The 14,974-nt window shown below is 67.3% G+C and carries 16 protein-coding genes; 8 read left to right on the top strand and 8 right to left on the bottom strand.

The window, feature by feature from the left end; translation table 11 throughout:
• Positions 1–99: 99 nt before the first annotated feature.
• From carA to greA, 4 genes are all read left to right on the top strand, one after another.
• Positions 100–1,299 carry a glutamine-hydrolyzing carbamoyl-phosphate synthase small subunit gene (gene carA / locus HD841_RS15465; protein ID WP_179509796.1) on the top strand — a complete coding sequence of 400 codons (1,200 nt, stop codon included), beginning with the start codon at positions 100–102 and terminating at the stop codon, positions 1,297–1,299.
• The gene (locus HD841_RS15460) at positions 1,296–1,562 is read left to right on the top strand and encodes a hypothetical protein (RefSeq protein ID WP_179509795.1); all 267 of its coding nucleotides are present in this window, start codon (positions 1,296–1,298) and stop codon (positions 1,560–1,562) included. Before carA ends, HD841_RS15460 begins: the two co-directional genes overlap by 4 nt.
• Positions 1,562–4,885, top strand: a complete 3,324-nt coding sequence (gene carB / locus HD841_RS15455; RefSeq protein WP_179509794.1) for a carbamoyl-phosphate synthase large subunit — start codon at positions 1,562–1,564, stop codon at positions 4,883–4,885. Before HD841_RS15460 ends, carB begins: the two co-directional genes overlap by 1 nt.
• Before the next feature lie 77 nt (positions 4,886–4,962).
• Positions 4,963–5,439, top strand: coding sequence for a transcription elongation factor GreA (gene greA, locus HD841_RS15450; protein WP_037530161.1), 477 nt, complete (start codon positions 4,963–4,965; stop codon positions 5,437–5,439).
• Between the two features lie 495 nt (positions 5,440–5,934).
• Here the strand turns inward: greA and HD841_RS15445 are convergent, their stop codons facing one another.
• The 5 genes from HD841_RS15445 to HD841_RS15425 all read right to left on the bottom strand — a co-directional run bounded on the left by HD841_RS15445 (position 5,935) and on the right by HD841_RS15425 (position 7,847).
• Complete coding sequence (locus tag HD841_RS15445; RefSeq protein ID WP_179509793.1) at positions 5,935–6,165, bottom strand: DUF4170 domain-containing protein; 231 nt, start codon at positions 6,163–6,165, stop codon at positions 5,935–5,937.
• A gap of 116 nt (positions 6,166–6,281) precedes the next feature.
• Entirely contained in the window at positions 6,282–6,665 is a 384-nt protein-coding gene (locus HD841_RS15440) for a hypothetical protein (protein WP_179509792.1), read from the bottom strand.
• Between the two features lie 44 nt (positions 6,666–6,709).
• Entirely contained in the window at positions 6,710–7,045 is a 336-nt protein-coding gene (locus HD841_RS15435; RefSeq protein ID WP_179509791.1) for a DUF3618 domain-containing protein, read from the bottom strand.
• A complete protein-coding gene (locus HD841_RS15430) occupies positions 7,042–7,383 on the bottom strand; it encodes a phage holin family protein (RefSeq protein WP_179509790.1) in 342 nt (113 codons plus the stop codon). The genes HD841_RS15435 and HD841_RS15430 overlap by 4 nt, the downstream gene beginning before the upstream one ends.
• 8 nt (positions 7,384–7,391) lie before the next feature.
• Positions 7,392–7,847: a hypothetical protein gene (locus HD841_RS15425; RefSeq protein ID WP_179509789.1), complete on the bottom strand. Its 456-nt coding sequence runs from the start codon at positions 7,845–7,847 to the stop codon at positions 7,392–7,394.
• Positions 7,848–7,984: 137 nt separating this feature from the next.
• On the opposite strand from HD841_RS15425, the gene eno reads away from it, so the two are divergent.
• Entirely contained in the window at positions 7,985–9,262 is a 1,278-nt protein-coding gene (eno, locus tag HD841_RS15420) for a phosphopyruvate hydratase (protein WP_179509788.1), read from the top strand.
• Between the two features lie 74 nt (positions 9,263–9,336).
• Positions 9,337–9,618, top strand: a complete 282-nt coding sequence (locus HD841_RS15415) for an FtsB family cell division protein (protein WP_257015642.1) — start codon at positions 9,337–9,339, stop codon at positions 9,616–9,618.
• Between the two features lie 141 nt (positions 9,619–9,759).
• Here HD841_RS15415 and HD841_RS15410 read toward each other — a convergent pair whose 3' ends face one another.
• Positions 9,760–10,164, bottom strand: a complete 405-nt coding sequence (locus tag HD841_RS15410; protein ID WP_179509787.1) for a hypothetical protein — start codon at positions 10,162–10,164, stop codon at positions 9,760–9,762.
• 284 nt (positions 10,165–10,448) lie between these two features.
• Between HD841_RS15410 and HD841_RS15405 the strand changes: the two genes are divergently transcribed.
• Positions 10,449–10,886, top strand: a complete 438-nt coding sequence (locus HD841_RS15405; RefSeq protein ID WP_179509786.1) for a hypothetical protein — start codon at positions 10,449–10,451, stop codon at positions 10,884–10,886.
• 113 nt (positions 10,887–10,999) lie between these two features.
• Here HD841_RS15405 and HD841_RS15400 read toward each other — a convergent pair whose 3' ends face one another.
• Complete coding sequence (locus HD841_RS15400; RefSeq protein WP_179509785.1) at positions 11,000–11,356, bottom strand: response regulator; 357 nt, start codon at positions 11,354–11,356, stop codon at positions 11,000–11,002.
• A gap of 236 nt (positions 11,357–11,592) precedes the next feature.
• On the opposite strand from HD841_RS15400, the gene HD841_RS15395 reads away from it, so the two are divergent.
• Complete coding sequence (locus HD841_RS15395) at positions 11,593–13,167, top strand: alpha-N-arabinofuranosidase (protein ID WP_179509784.1); 1,575 nt, start codon at positions 11,593–11,595, stop codon at positions 13,165–13,167.
• A 486-nt stretch (positions 13,168–13,653) separates the two neighbouring features.
• Here the strand turns inward: HD841_RS15395 and HD841_RS15390 are convergent, their stop codons facing one another.
• Complete coding sequence (locus HD841_RS15390) at positions 13,654–14,973, bottom strand: ABC1 kinase family protein (protein WP_179509783.1); 1,320 nt, start codon at positions 14,971–14,973, stop codon at positions 13,654–13,656.
• Between the last annotated feature and the right edge of the window lies 1 nt (position 14,974).

Below are 14,974 nucleotides of genomic sequence, written 5' to 3'. Positions count from 1 at the left end.
ACGGCCGCCCGTGAACCGGTTGACCTGAGGGGGGCAGGGGTCTAGCGGGCGCCTCTTAGCGACATAGCTGACCAAATCTGTAGGAGTGCCCGCCAAGCCATGGCCGACGCCAAGCCCATTGTCATGCCCGCCAAACCCGATGGCGCGACGGGCGTTCTGGTCCTTGCCTCCGGCGAAGTGGCCTGGGGCCGCGGCTTCGGGGCGGAAGGCGCCGCGGTCGGCGAGGTGTGCTTCCACACCGCGATGACCGGCTATCAGGAGATCATGACCGACCCCAGCTTCGCCGGGCAGATCATCACCTTCACCTTCCCGCACATCGGCAACGTCGGCGCCAACCCCGACGATATCGAGGCGGACGCGCCGCATGCGCTCGGCATGATCGTCCGCGAGGACGTGACCGCGCCGTCAAACTTCCGCAGCGTCGAGCGGCTCGACGGCTGGATGCAGCGGCACGCCCGCATCGGCCTCGCCGGGATCGACACGCGCGCGCTGACCCGCCGCATCCGTGCCGGCGGCGCGCCCAACGGCGTCGTCGCGCATTCGGCGAGCGGCGAGTTCGATCTCGATGCGTTGCTCGCGATGGCACAGGGCTGGCCGGGGCTGGAGGGGATGGACCTCGCCAAGCAGGTGTCGACCGAGACGCATTACGCCTGGGGCGAAAGCCGCGAGGGCGGTCCGTGGCGGCTCGGCTTCGGCTATGACCGCGACGGTGCCGGCGAAGGCGTCCGCCCGCACGTTGTCGCGATCGATTACGGCAGCAAGCACAACATCTTCCGCAATCTGGTCCAGGCCGGGGCGAAGGTCACCGTGCTGCCCGCCGAGGCGACGTTCGATGAGGTGATGGCGCTGAACCCCGACGGCATCTTCCTGTCCAACGGTCCGGGCGATCCCGCCGCGACCGGGGACTATGCGGTGCCGGTGATCCGGCAATTGCTCGACACCGGCAAGCCGCTGTTCGGCATCTGTCTCGGCCATCAGCTGCTCGGCCTCGCGGTCGGCGCGACGACGACCAAGATGTTCCAGGGCCATCGTGGCGCCAACCACCCGGTCAAGCGCCTGTCCGACGGCGCGGTTGAGATCACCAGCATGAACCACGGCTTTGCGGTCGAGCGCGACAGCCTGCCGGCCAACGTCCGCGAGACGCACGTGTCGCTGTTCGACGGTTCGAACGCGGGGATCGAGCTGACCGACCGGCCGGCGTTCTCGGTGCAATATCACCCGGAGGCGTCGCCGGGGCCGCAGGACAGTCTGTATCTGTTCGAGCGGTTCGTCGGGTCGCTCGGACGGGATGCACAGTGAGCGTGTTGCTCGCGCTTGCCATGCATAGCGCGATGCCGATGTCGTCCCCGTCTGCGAAAGACAGCGCCGCTCGCTTGGATGCCATAGCCAAGACTTGCGGCGTCCCACGCCGATGGCTCGTCCAGCGCGGCCGAGAAATCGTCTTCAAGGGGCCACCGGATGGTGATCCAGCGAAGCGCGAATGTGTGATGAAGAAGATGAGTGCGATGATCGACGCGGCGAACCGCGGGATCGGCGACGCACCTACTCCGAAAGAAGACTGATGCCCAAACGCACCGACATCTCCTCCATCCTCGTGATCGGCGCCGGGCCGATCGTCATCGGACAGGCATGCGAGTTCGATTATTCGGGCACGCAGGCGATCAAGGCCCTGAAGGAAGAGGGCTATCGCATCGTCCTGGTCAATTCGAACCCGGCGACGATCATGACCGATCCCGAGCTGGCCGACGCCACCTATGTCGAGCCGATCACGCCCGCCGTGGTCGCCAAGATCATCGAGAAGGAGCGGCCCGACGCCGTCCTGCCGACGATGGGTGGGCAGACCGCGCTCAACACCGCGCTGGCGCTGTTCCACGACGGCACGCTGGAGAAGTTCGGCGTGCAGATGATCGGTGCCGATGCCGAGGCGATCGACAAGGCGGAGGACCGGCTCAAGTTCAAGGACGCAATGACCAAGATCGGGCTGGAAAGCGCCCGCTCGGCGATCGCGCATACCGTCGAGGAGGCGCTCGCCGGCCTGGAGATCACCGGCCTGCCGGCGATCATCCGGCCGAGCTTCACGATGGGCGGGTCAGGCGGCGGCATCGTCTACAACCGCTCGGAGTTCGTCGACATGGTCCGCAAGGGCCTCGACGCGTCGCCGACCACCGAGGTGCTGATCGAGGAATCGCTGCTCGGCTGGAAGGAATATGAGATGGAGGTCGTGCGGGATCGCAACGACAACGCCATCATCATCTGCTCGATCGAAAACGTCGATCCGATGGGCGTCCACACCGGCGACTCGATCACCGTCGCGCCGGCGCTGACGCTGACCGACAAGGAATATCAGATCATGCGCAACGCATCGATCGCGGTACTCCGGGAGATCGGCGTCGAGACCGGCGGCTCCAACGTCCAGTTCGCGGTCAATCCCAAGGACGGCCGCCTCGTCGTCATCGAAATGAACCCGCGCGTGTCGCGCAGCTCCGCGCTGGCATCGAAGGCGACCGGCTTCCCGATCGCCAAGGTCGCCGCCAAGCTGGCGGTCGGTTATACGCTCGACGAGATCGAGAACGACATCACCGGCGCGACGCCCGCGTCGTTCGAGCCGACGATCGACTATGTCGTCACCAAGATCCCGCGCTTCGCCTTCGAGAAGTTCAAGGGGGCCGAGTCGGTGCTCGGCACCGCGATGAAGTCGGTCGGCGAGGTGATGGCGATCGGCCGCAACATCCACGAATCGATGCAGAAGGCGCTGCGCGGACTGGAGACCGGCCTGTCCGGCTTCAACGCGGTCGAGCGCCTCGTCGGTGCGCCGCGCGCCGAGATCGAGGCGGCCTTGGCGGTGGCGACGCCGGACCGGCTGCTGGCTGCGGCGCAGGCGCTGCGCGAGGGCTTCACCGTCGCCGAGATCCACGCGATCGCCAAGTTCGATCCCTGGTTCCTCGAACGGCTCGCCGAGATCGTCGCCGCCGAGGAGGAGGTCAGCACCAACGGCCTGCCGATCGAGGCCGCCGGCCTGCGCCGGTTGAAGGCGATGGGGTTCAGCGACAAGCGGCTCGCCTATCTGGCGCTGAAATCGGCGAACCTGCGCGGCATGGAGCGTGGCATCGCGCGCGGATCGGGGCTGATCCACGAGGCGGTGGTGGCGATGACCGGCGGCGTCACCGAGGACGAGGTGCGCGCGCTGCGTCACCGGCTCGGCGTGCGGCCCGTGTTCAAGCGGATCGACACCTGCGCGGCCGAATTCGACGCCAAGACGCCGTACATGTACTCGACCTATGAGGCGCCGAGCTTCGGCGAGCCCGAGGACGAGAGCATGCCCTCCGATCGCCGCAAGGTGGTGATCCTGGGCGGCGGTCCTAACCGGATCGGGCAGGGCATCGAATTCGACTATTGCTGCTGCCACGCCTGCTTCGCGCTAGCGGATGCGGGCTATGAGACGATCATGGTCAATTGCAATCCGGAGACGGTGAGCACCGACTATGACACGTCCGACCGCCTGTATTTCGAGCCGCTGACCGCCGAGGACGTGCTGGAGATCCTGCATGTCGAGCAGTCGCGCGGCGAGCTGGTCGGGGTGATCGTCCAGTTCGGCGGGCAGACGCCGCTCAACCTCGCGCGGGCGCTGGAGAAGGCGGGGATCCCGATCCTCGGCACCAGCCCGGATGCGATCGATCTGGCCGAGGATCGCGAGCGGTTCGCGGCGCTGGTCAACAAGCTGCGCCTGAAGCAGCCGGCGAACGGCCTCGCGCGCAGCCGCGACGAGGCGGTCGCGGCGGCCGAGCGGATCGGCTACCCGGTGCTGATGCGGCCGAGCTACGTGCTCGGCGGGCGGGCGATGGAGATCGTCGATTCGCTGCAGCAGCTCGACGATTATATCCAGACCGCGGTGCAGGTGTCGGGCGAGAGCCCGGTGCTGATCGACCAATATCTGCGCGACGCGATCGAGGTCGACGTCGATGCGATCTGCGACGGCGAGGATGTCGTCGTCGCCGGCCTGTTGCAGCATATCGAGGAGGCGGGCGTCCATTCGGGCGACAGCGCCTGTTCGATCCCGCCCTATTCGCTCTCCCCCGAGACGATCGCCGAGATCGAGCGGCAGACGGTGGCGCTGGCGCATGCCCTGTCGGTCAAGGGGCTGATGAACATCCAGTTCGCGGTCAAGGACGGCGAGGTCTACCTCATCGAGGTGAATCCGCGCGCGTCGCGCACCGTACCGTTCGTCGCCAAGGCGATCGGCGTGCCGATCGCCAAGATCGCCAGCCGGGTGATGGCGGGCGAGAAGCTGAAGGATTTGCCGCCGATCGACCGCCACATCGATTATTATGCGGTCAAGGAAGCGGTGTTCCCGTTCAACCGCTTCCCCGGCATCGATCCGGTGCTGTCGCCCGAGATGAAGAGCACCGGCGAGGTGATGGGGATCGATCCCGACTTCACCACCGCCTTCGCCAAGTCGCAGCTCGGCGCGGGCACGGTGCTGCCGACCGGCGGCACGGCGTTCGTCAGCGTCAAGAGCGGCGACAAGCCCCATATCGTGCAGGCGGTGCGGATGCTGCTCGATCACGGATTCAAGGTGCTGGCGACCGGCGGCACCGCCGATTATCTCGAAACCGTCGGGCTGACGGTGGAGAAGGTCAACAAGGTGGCGCAGGGTCGGCCGCACATCCTCGACCGGATCATGGACGGCGAAGTGACGCTGATCTTCAACACCACCGAGGGGTGGCAGAGCCTGAAGGATTCGAAGCCGATCCGTCAGGCGGCGCTGGCGCAGAAGATTCCGTATTTCACGACGGCGCCGGCCAGTGTGCAGGCTGCGGCGGCAATCGGGGTCACCTCCCTTGAAGTACGGCCGTTGCAATCCTACTATTCGCAGTCGCACAACTGATCCCGACATAATGACGTGATGTGCGGGGCGGGCCGGAAAGGCCCGCCGCGGGGTATGAGTGAATTGGGGACGTAGATATGGCGACCGTCGAAAAGATGCCGATGCTCCAGGAGGGCTATGACACGCTCACCGCGGACCTGAAGCGTCTGAAAACGGAGCGTCCCCAGATCGTGGACGCGATCGAGGAAGCACGCGCGCACGGCGACCTGTCGGAAAACGCCGAATACCACGCCGCCAAGGAGCGGCAGGGCCAGATCGAGGCGTCGATCGCCGACATCGAGGACAAGCTGAGCCGCGCGCAGATCATCGATCCTCGCGATCTGTCGGGCGACAAGGTGGTGTTCGGTGCGACCGTGACGCTGCTCGACGATGACGACAAGCCGGTGAAGTACCAGATCGTCGGCCAGACCGAGGCGAATGCCAAGACCGGCCGCATCTCGTACAATTCGCCGCTCGGCCGTGCGCTGATCGGGCGCCGGGTGGATGACGAGATCGAGGTCTCGGTGCCGGCCGGCGACCGCTATTATGTGGTGTCGAAGGTCGAATTCATCTGATTTGGTTGGCCTGCGCGTGCGGCCGGTGCTTACTTCCGCGGTTTAGCGGGAGGGGAGAGTCGGTCGTGCGGCTGGCTTGACCTCGAGCGGCCGTGGGCCGTTCGACTCGGCAATCCGTGTCGGGCAGGGGATTGCCTATGAGCATCCCCTTTTAGCTCGACGGCTTTCGAACGCGCCCCGTCACCCCGGACTTGTTCCGGGGTCCACCGGGCCGCAAGGGAGCGCTGCGGCCTCAAGCCTCTCTCCCCGCCGCAGGGTGGACCCCGGAACGAGTCCGGGGTGACGGAGATGATGAGGATGCCGATCGAACCTCACTTCAGCCATGCGATAGCCCTGCCGCGGCGGAGAGGTAGATAACATTCCTTTCGTGACGACAGGGACTTATACGCACTAACCGTGCCGCTGCATCGCGACCGTCAGCGGTTCTGTATCCCCGCCTGCGCGGGGATGACGATGGTGTTGGGAAGAGGGCGGCCTATCCGACCACCCGGTACCTCACGCCGCCGGCGGCGCCAGCAGCTCAGGCTCGAGCAGGCGGTGGAGGTGGACGACGACGAACTTCATCTCGGCATCGTCGACGGTGCGCTGCGCATTGGCGCGCCACGCCTTTTCGGCGCTGGCATAATCGGCGAAGATGCCGACGATCTCAAGCTGCGAAGGGTCCGCGAATTCGAGGGTGCGGGGGTCCTTGACGCGGCCGCCGAAGACGAGGTGGAGCTTGCTCATGCGCGTATCCCGGGTGTGAGGGTCAAGCCCAGCGCCCTAGCGTGTTGCGCCGCGATATTGAACCCCCGACGCCAGCGAACGACGCCGCCGGACTGGCCGGCGGCGCCGCGGAGGCATCAGCCCTTGTTGGCGGCGGTCTTGACCGCGGCCGAGCCGGCGGTCGTCGCCGCCTTGGCGATGCCCTGGAACAGCGACTTCACCTGATCCTTGGCCGCGTCCTTCGACAGGCCGGCGTTCTGCAACTCGCTGGCACCGGCCTCGCGAGCGGCCTGGATCGCGCCGCGGGCGCGTTCGCCGAGCGTCCGGCCAATCGGCGCGAGCAGCTCCTTTTCCTTCTCCGAACGCGGGATCAATGCGCCGGCAAGCGCACCGATCGCCAGGCCACCGGCGACGATGGCGAGCGGATTGTGCTCGACCGCATCGGCGGTGCGGCGTGCGGCGTCGGTGGCGACATGCTTGGCATCGTCGATACGGGCATGGATGTCGTGGGTGTCGGTCATGCGTCTATCCTTCGTGCGGGGGCGCTATGGTCAATGGGCGGCGATCAGTGCTGCGGGCCGAGACCGGGTTCATGGTCGCGGTGGCCAGGCTTGTGCTTGGGCTTGCGGCGGAACAGCGCGGCGATGCGGTGACGGGCGAGGAACAGGCCGGCAACCGCGGTGGCGCCGGCGACGGCACCGGGATTGCGCACCGCGGTGTTGAGGCTCGCCTGCGCCGCGGCACCGCTTTTGTCGCTGATCTCGCGCGCCGCCTGGAGCGCGAGCGTGCGCGGGTTGAGCCGCACCTGCAGCTTGCCGAGCGTGGCGTTGAGCCGTTCGCGCGCCGCAATGGCCTCGGCCTCCGCCTCGGCGAGACGAAGCGTCGGTTCGGGCGCGCTCATCGCGGCGCGCCCGGCGCGAGCCGGCCCTTGCCGATGATCGCCAGCACGCCGGCGATCGCGAACACCCCGATCACCACCGCTGCGGTGGCGAGCCCCGGCCCGATCAGCGTCGCCAGGCTGAGGATCAGCCCGACGAGCAGTGCGATCAGCCCGGCGAGCGCCAGCACCCCGGCAACGACGAAGAAGATCGCCGCATTCTTGTAGGCGCTGGTGCGTTCGCCGACGCGCGCCTTGACAAGCGCCACCTCGGCACTCGCCAGGCCGCGCGCGTCATCGACGAGCTGCGTGACGAGCGTCGCGATGCTCTCGTCCTCGGTCATCGGGTGGATCGTCGCCATGGGGTCGATCAGGCCTTGTTGCCGTCGATGCCGGACTGGACGAGGCGGGCGACCGCGAAGCCGAGCGCGGCAGCAACGCCGACCGCGACACCGGGGCTCTTGCGAACGAATTCGCGTGCCTCGTCGAGCAGCTCCTCGGTGTCCTTGCCCTTCAGCTGTTCGGCGAAGTTGGACACGGCGCCGGCGGCGGTGCGGGCATATTCGCCATATTGCGCGCCGAGCTTGTCATCGACCTGCGCGGCGGCGTCGTTGATCAGCTGCGACAGCTGGTCGAGGCCGCCGACCGCGCGTTCCTTGCCGGTGTCGGCGAAGGAGCGGATCTTGTCGGTGGCCTGCGCGCCATATTTGGACGAATAGTCCTTCACCGTCTGCTTGGCCTGGTCGGTCTTGCTCGCCGGGGCGTCGGTGACATCGGCGGCATTGGTGTCGCCGTCGGTGATGGTCGTGAAATCGGTATCGGCCATGGCTCGCCCTTTCCTAAGTTCGACACGCTCAACCCCGGCCCGACCGGCACGGTTCCCTCGCGGTGGAGGAGATTGCCGCGACCCGGCCGGCGCGGTAGAGACCGCGCATTACGCCCCAGAGGTAGGAGCATCGTTACGTGACCGCAATCATCGACATCCATGGCCGCCAGATCCTCGACAGCCGGGGCAACCCGACGGTGGAGGTCGATGTGCTGCTGGAGGACGGCAGCTTCGGCCGCGCGGCGGTGCCCTCGGGCGCCTCGACCGGTGCGCATGAGGCGGTCGAGAAGCGCGACGGCGACAAGAGCCGCTGGGGCGGCAAGGGCGTCGACGAGGCGATCGAAGCGGTCAACGGCGAGCTGGTCGAGGCGCTGCTCGGGCTCGACGCGGAGGATCAGGCCGATCTCGACGCGGCGATGATCGAACTCGACGGCACCGAGAACAAGGGCCGGCTGGGCGCCAATGCGATCCTCGGCGTCAGCCTCGCCGCCGCCAAGGCCGCGGCGGAAGCGCGCGGCATGCCGCTCTACAAATATGTCGGCGGCGTCTCGGCGCACGTGCTGCCGGTGCCGATGATGAACATCATCAACGGCGGCGAGCATGCCGACAATCCGATCGACTTCCAGGAGTTCATGATCGTCCCCGTCGGCGCCGCGAACATCGTCGAGGCGGTCCGCTGCGGCTCGGAGATCTTCCACACGCTGAAGAAGGCGCTGCACGACAAGGGGCTGGCGACCGGCGTCGGCGACGAGGGCGGCTTCGCGCCGAACATCGCCTCGACCGAGGAGGCGCTCGGCTTCATCATGCAGAGCATTGAGAAGGCGGGTTATACGCCGGGCGACGACGTGATGCTGGCGCTCGATTGCGCCGCGACCGAATTCTACAAGGACGGCCGCTACAATATCTCGGGCGAGGGCAAGGTGCTCGAAAGCGGCGCGATGGCCGAATATCTTGCCGACCTCACCCGCCGCTATCCGATCTTCTCGATCGAGGATGGCATGAGCGAGGACGATTGGGAGGGCTGGAAGGCGCTCACCGACCTGATCGGCGACACGGTCCAGTTGGTCGGCGACGATCTGTTTGTCACCAATCCGAAGCGGCTGAAGCGCGGCATCGAGGGCGGCTATGCCAATTCGCTGCTGGTGAAGGTCAACCAGATCGGCACGCTGACCGAGACGCTGGAAGCGGTGTCGATGGCGCAGCGCGCGCGCTACACGGCGGTGATGAGCCACCGGTCGGGCGAGACCGAGGATGCGACGATCGCCGACCTCGCGGTCGCGACCAACTGCGGGCAGATCAAGACTGGCTCGCTCGCCCGGTCGGACCGGCTCGCCAAGTACAACCAGCTGATCCGCATCGAGGAAGAGCTGGGCGATTCGGCACGTTATGCTGGTCGCGACGTTCTGAAGGCTTGATCCGGCGGGAACGGCAGGCGAGGATGCACGGCATGGCGGCACGCGGAAAAAGACCTTCGGCTTTTGCCCGGACCATGCGCCGTGCCGCCTTTCCAGCGCTCGGGCTGACGATCATGGCGTTCTTCGGCGCCTATGCGGTGCTCGGCCCGAACGGCATCCTCGCTTATGGCGACTATAAGAAGCAGCTGGTGCGGCGCGAGAAACAATATGCGCTGCTCGACCAGAAGCGCGCGGTGTTGAAGAACCGGGTGGCGTTGCTCGATCCCGACCACGCCAACCCGGATATGGTCGATGAGATGGTGCGCAAGGAACTCAACGTCGCGCACCCCGACGAGGTCATCGTACCGCTGAAGTGACGGTCCCCGCCGCGCGGGGGCAAACGCCTGCTTGTCCGGGCACGTTGGAGCCGGAACGCGTCAGGGGGCTAGGCGGGTTCGGACGGCTGCGGACTGGCGCAAATGGTCCTATCCGCGCGCGCCCTACACCAGGCTCATGCTCTATTCGCTGACGTGGCCCGGCCCCAAATCGGCGTCGGCACCCTTGGGCCGGCCTTCGCCGCCCGTGACGGGATAGCCGTCGCCTGTCGCCGAATCCGAGTCGAAATCCTCGCCGGGATTGCCGCCGCCGGCGCCGGCACCGCTGCCGTGGACCTCGCCGGTCTTTGGGTCGAAGGAGGCGCGGCGGCCGTTGTCGGGCGGGATCGCCGGATCATGCGGCGGTGCCGGGTCGCCGGGGCGTGCGGCAACGGTGCCGCTGGGGAATTGCGCGCCCAGCGCGGCTTCCTGGTCGACGTGATAGTCCTGCCCGTAATGGCCGTCGGGCCGATCGAACGGGTTGGCGCTCGGGTCGCGCTCGGGGTCGACCTTGGGGTCGCGGGCGGCGTCATGGGGCGTGTCGGGCATGGAAACCTCCTGATCTCTCGAAAAGCCAACGCCTCGCGCCGCACCGGTATCCCCCGCCGTCAATTTCTCTACCGACCGGTATAAAAGCCGTTGACGACCGCAGACGCTGCTTTTATACCAACCAGTATAGAAGATGGCGGCGAGGGGATCGCGGCGGTCGGACGGAACCACCTGGATGCCGATCGCAGCGCGGCGGCAAAAGGGGTGCAACAAATCGTGGTTATCGGTCTGCATCGCCATGGATGCGGGGTGCTGGCTTGCGATGTCGAGAAGGGAGTGACGCCATGGCTTTTCTTGCTTTTGCCGAACCGGGCAACGCCGGTTACGCGCGGGTGAGCGCGCCCGTGTCGCGCCCCGTCGCGGTGTCGGAAACAGCGCCGCTGGCGCAGGCTGCTGAGGAGGAACGGCCGGTGCTGACGGAGCTTGAGCGTTCGGTGATCGGGATCGCGCGGCAGGACGGCCTGTCGACGCTGCGCCAGCCGGGCCGGTTGACGCGCTGGCTGGGGCTGCTGTTCGGCGTGCGGATCAGCCCGCAACTCGCCGATCCCAAGCTCGAGGCGCTGCGCCGGATCGCGGTGCTGAGCTGGAAGCGCGGCTATGCCATCGCCTCGGCGGAGGTGAAGGCGTTCCTCGCATCGGGCTATTCCCCCGCCTTCTACGAACTGGTGGTCGATACGATCGCCTCGGCGCGGCAAGCGGAAGCGCGGCGCGGACGGGTGTGAGGCTGGAAGGGGCGCTGCGGCGCCCCTTTTCGTATGTCCCGCGGACGTGATTTCCGGGCTGCTGGCCGGCTTTTGTAGGAGTGAGGCGTGGCGCGGTCGCGTGCCGTGGATGCTCAGTTCCTGAACAGCGCCGCGACCACATCGGTCGAATGGACCGGCTTTTCGTAGCGCGGCACGTCGCGGTAGCGATCGTCGATCGTCCACGAATCATAGCCGGTCACGAACAGGAACGGCGTACCGGTCTCGACGAGCAGCGCCGCCACCGGATAGCTCATCTCGCCGTGCAGGTTGATATCGAGCACCGCACCGTCGAGCGGCGTCCCGCTCCGCAGCAGCGACACCGCGGCGCTCAGCGTGCCGACCGGGCCGACGATCTCCGCCCCGAGGTTGCGCAGGTCCCGGGCGAGGTCGTCCGCGACGAGATATTCATCCTCGACGATCAGGATTCGGCGGCCGCTGAGGTCCGTCATACGCGCGGCCGCCCCGCCGCCGGTCGATGGGTCGCCGCGAGCGGCGTTCGGCTGGTGACAGAGCAGGCTGGCATATGCCCCGAGCGTAGCACGTTCTTCGCGCCGCGCGCCTATCATTCCGCGCGTCGCGCGGGCGCTTCGCCGTACCGGCCGCCCATTTGTCCGGCAAATTGACGAATGCGTGATGGCGGGATAGCACTAGGCCATCACGCGCTGGGACGCGTCAGGGGAGAGCGATGAAGGTGATGTCGAGGCTGTTGTTCTGTTCCGCATTGGCGGTTCTGGTATCCGGTGGCGCTGCCGCGCAGCAGGCCGCGCCGCAGGCGGCGGCCCTGCCCGACACGGTGTCGGTACGCGGCGATCATCCCGGTCCCAAATACGACAAGCGCCTGTTCGGCCAGTTCGCCGAGCATCTCGGCACCGGCATCTATGGCGGCATCTGGGTCGGTCCGAACAGCAAGATCCCCAACGTCCGCGGCTATCGCACCGACGTGATCGAGGCGCTGAAGGCGATCAAGGTGCCCGTCGTGCGCTGGCCAGGCGGCTGTTTCGCCGACGAATATCACTGGCGCGAAGGCATCGGCCCGCGCAGCAAGCGCCCGGTCAAGGTCAACACCAATTGGGGTGGCGTGACCGAGGACAATGCGGTCGGCACGCACGAGTTCATGGATTATTCCGAACTGCTCGGCGCCGAAGCCTATGTCTCGGGCAACGTTGGTTCGGCACCGCCGCGCGAGATGGCGGAATGGGTCGAATATATGACCTCGCCGACCGGCTCGACGCTCGCCAAGGAGCGCGCCGCCAACGGCCGCAAGGAGCCCTGGAAGGTGCCGATGTTCGGCATCGGCAACGAATTGTGGGGCTGCGGCGGCAATATGGCGCCCGAATATGCCGCCGACGAAACCCGCCGCTATGCGACCTTCGTCAAGGTGCCCGACGGCGTGCCGATCATGAAGGTGGCGAGCGGCGCCAATGCCGAGGATTATAACTGGACCGAGGTGATGATGCAGAAGGCGGGCAACGCCTTCTCCGGCATCGGCGTGCATTATTACACCGTCCCCGGGAACTGGGAGAAGAAGGGCGCGGCCACCGGCTTCGACGAGGAGGCCTGGGCGCGGACGTTGGTCAAGACCGTCAAGATGGAGGAGCTGCTGCAAGGCCACTCCCGCATCATGGACAAATACGATCCCAAGAAGCGCGTCGCGCTGCTCGTCGACGAATGGGGCACGTGGTACGATCAGGAACCGGGATCGCATCCGGGCTTCCTCTACCAGCAGAACAGCCTGCGCGACGCGGTGGTGGCGAGCCTCAACCTCGACATCTTCGCACGCCATGCCGACCGCGTTCGCGGCGCCAATATCGCGCAGATGGTCAACGTGTTGCAGGCGATGCTGCTGACCGACGGCAATCGCATGGTGAAGACGCCGACCTATTGGGTGTTTGACCTGTACAAGGGCTATCAGGACGGGACCGTGCTGCCGGTCGAAGTCAGCTCGCATTGGTACAAGAACGGCGGCCACGAACTGCGCGCGGTGAGTTCGAGCGCGGTGCGCGGGACCGACGGGGTGGTGCATGTCGCGCTGACCAACGTCGATCCCAACCAGCCGGCGACGGTGCAGGTGCAGCTTGCCGGGATCACCGGGGGGAGCGTCACCGGGCGGATCCTGACCGGCGCGACGATGGACGCGCACAACACCTTCGATGCGCCCGACGTGGTGAAGCCGGTGGCGTTCACCGGCGCGACGCTGTCGGGCGGAACCTTGTCGGTGACGCTACCGGCCAAGTCGGTGGTGATGCTCGACATCCGATGAGCGGGCGGGGGGCGGTGCCGGTGGTGCCGCCCCTGATGGTCGGGACGATCGCCACCGGGGACGTTTGTGGGGGCGTCTGGGCGCAGGCGCACGGCCTTGAGCCTTGCGGCGGATCGACGTTCGGTATTTCACGAATGGTCTTCCCCGGCAATGTGGCGCGGCGAAGCCGTGACGGAGGGGGAGGTAAGTGACGTCTTGCGTTGCGTTTCCTCCCCCTCCGTCATGCCTTCGGCATGCCACCTCCCCCTAGCGGGGGAGGACTTTGATTGGATGTCGTGCCCCCTAGGCCGTACTCCTCGCCGCGGGGGGCGGGAACGGGCCGGGACCTCCGTTAGCGTCGCTTTGCCGGTGGAGCAGCACCGTGCTCCTGCGAACGCAGGAGCCTTGGGCCAGGCAAAGCAACGTCTCGTGTCGTTCGGGACTCCTGGGCTCCTGCTTTCGCAGGAGCACTTTAGGGGGCGACTTAGTCCCGGGTGAACTGCAGGCTTAGACCCGCCCGTCGACCATCGCACGGATGTCCACCCGGGCATTCAATCGTGCCGCCAGAAGCGCGGTGCCGCTGATCTTGCGCTGGACGAACAACGTGTCGGCGGGCGGCAGGTGCCAGGTGGCGCGGTCCTGTGCCATCTCCATGCCCTGTTCGCGGACGACGCCGACGAAGGCTCGGTCGCCGAAGTCGAACGGGCCGGGGCGGTTGAGTTCGCCGAGGATGACGTCGATCATCGTGTCGACCAGCGGCCGGTGCCGCGCCGCCGCCGCCGCGCCGAGGAAGCCCGCCGCGATCGCCGCCTCGCGGACCGCGTCGCGGTCCCCCGACAGGCCGGCGGCGAGCAGCCGGCGATAGCCCTCCGCGGTCGCCGCCGGCACCGCGCGCGCGGCACCGAAGTCGAGCAGGACGATCCGGCCGGTCTCCGGCTGCCAGCGGTAATTGGCGAAATTGGGGTCGGTCTGCATCAGTCCCCAGTCGAGCAGTTCGCGCAGCACCAGCGCGATCAGGCTGTGCATCGCCGCGTCACGCACCGGCTGCTCAGCCGCCTCGAGCGTCTCGATCGGCACGCCGGCGACATAGGTCATCGCGAGCACGTTGTGGGTGGTCAGATCAGGGTAGAGCTCGGGCAGGACGAAGGCGGGATCGTCGGCGAGCAGGTCGCGATAGCGCGTCATCATCGCGCCCTCGCGCAGATAGTCCGCTTCCTCGTGCAACTGGCGCTTGGCCTCGCCCAGCAGCGGCGACACGTCGAGGTCTTTGGGCAGCAGGCCGGAGACGCGGAGCAGCGTCGCGACATTGTCGACGTCGGCATCGATGCTTTGCATGACTCCGGGATACTGGACCTTGATCGCCAGTTCGCGACCGTCGGGCAGGCGGGCGCGGTGGACCTGACCGATCGAGGCGGCGGCGATCGGATGCGCCTGGAAATGCGCGAAGCGGCGGCGCCAGTCGCGGCCCCATTCCCGCGCGAGCACCGTGTCGAGCTGTGCCGGCGGCATATGATGTGCGTCGTTGCGCAGCCGCGCGAGGATCGTCGCCAGCTCAGGCGGGAGCATGTCGCCCGCGTCCATCGAGATCATCTGGCCGAGCTTCATCGCCGCGCCGCGCAGATGCGCGAGCTGGTCGGCGACGCGCGTCGCATTGGCCGGGGTGAGCAGCAGGTCGCCCATCCGCGGCCGCTCGCCCGCCGCGAGTCGCCGCGCGCCCTCCGCGACGACACCGCCGCCGACCCCCGCGGCGAGGCGCCCGAAAGCGCCGAGGCGCGAGAGCCGGCCGCTGGGGACGGCGCGGCCCTTGTCGGGGCGATCATCGCTCATG

Origin of the sequence: Sphingomonas melonis, assembly GCF_013409985.1 — a bacterium.
In the GTDB taxonomy this organism is placed as follows: domain Bacteria; phylum Pseudomonadota; class Alphaproteobacteria; order Sphingomonadales; family Sphingomonadaceae; genus Sphingomonas; species Sphingomonas melonis_A.
Note: the sequence above shows the minus strand (reverse complement) of the source record. Positions and strands in the feature narration are given on the sequence as shown.

Bases quoted from the DNA above. Each gene is read 5' to 3' on its own strand.
- carA (WP_179509796.1), top strand. From the start codon at position 100: ATGGCCGACGCCAAGCCCATTGTCATGCCCGCCAAACCCGATGGCGCG.
- HD841_RS15415 (WP_257015642.1), top strand. From the start codon at position 9,337: ATGCGCCGTGCCGCCTTTCCAGCGCTCGGGCTGACGATCATGGCGTTC.
- HD841_RS15390 (WP_179509783.1), bottom strand. From the start codon at position 14,973: ATGAGCGATGATCGCCCCGACAAGGGCCGCGCCGTCCCCAGCGGCCGG.
- greA (WP_037530161.1), top strand. From the start codon at position 4,963: ATGGCGACCGTCGAAAAGATGCCGATGCTCCAGGAGGGCTATGACACG.
- HD841_RS15430 (WP_179509790.1), bottom strand. From the start codon at position 7,383: ATGGCGACGATCCACCCGATGACCGAGGACGAGAGCATCGCGACGCTC.
- HD841_RS15400 (WP_179509785.1), bottom strand. From the start codon at position 11,356: ATGACGGACCTCAGCGGCCGCCGAATCCTGATCGTCGAGGATGAATAT.
- HD841_RS15445 (WP_179509793.1), bottom strand. From the start codon at position 6,165: ATGAGCAAGCTCCACCTCGTCTTCGGCGGCCGCGTCAAGGACCCCCGC.
- carB (WP_179509794.1), top strand. From the start codon at position 1,562: ATGCCCAAACGCACCGACATCTCCTCCATCCTCGTGATCGGCGCCGGG.
- HD841_RS15440 (WP_179509792.1), bottom strand. From the start codon at position 6,665: ATGACCGACACCCACGACATCCATGCCCGTATCGACGATGCCAAGCAT.
- HD841_RS15405 (WP_179509786.1), top strand. From the start codon at position 10,449: ATGGCTTTTCTTGCTTTTGCCGAACCGGGCAACGCCGGTTACGCGCGG.
- HD841_RS15395 (WP_179509784.1), top strand. From the start codon at position 11,593: ATGAAGGTGATGTCGAGGCTGTTGTTCTGTTCCGCATTGGCGGTTCTG.
- HD841_RS15425 (WP_179509789.1), bottom strand. From the start codon at position 7,847: ATGGCCGATACCGATTTCACGACCATCACCGACGGCGACACCAATGCC.
- HD841_RS15435 (WP_179509791.1), bottom strand. From the start codon at position 7,045: ATGAGCGCGCCCGAACCGACGCTTCGTCTCGCCGAGGCGGAGGCCGAG.
- HD841_RS15410 (WP_179509787.1), bottom strand. From the start codon at position 10,164: ATGCCCGACACGCCCCATGACGCCGCCCGCGACCCCAAGGTCGACCCC.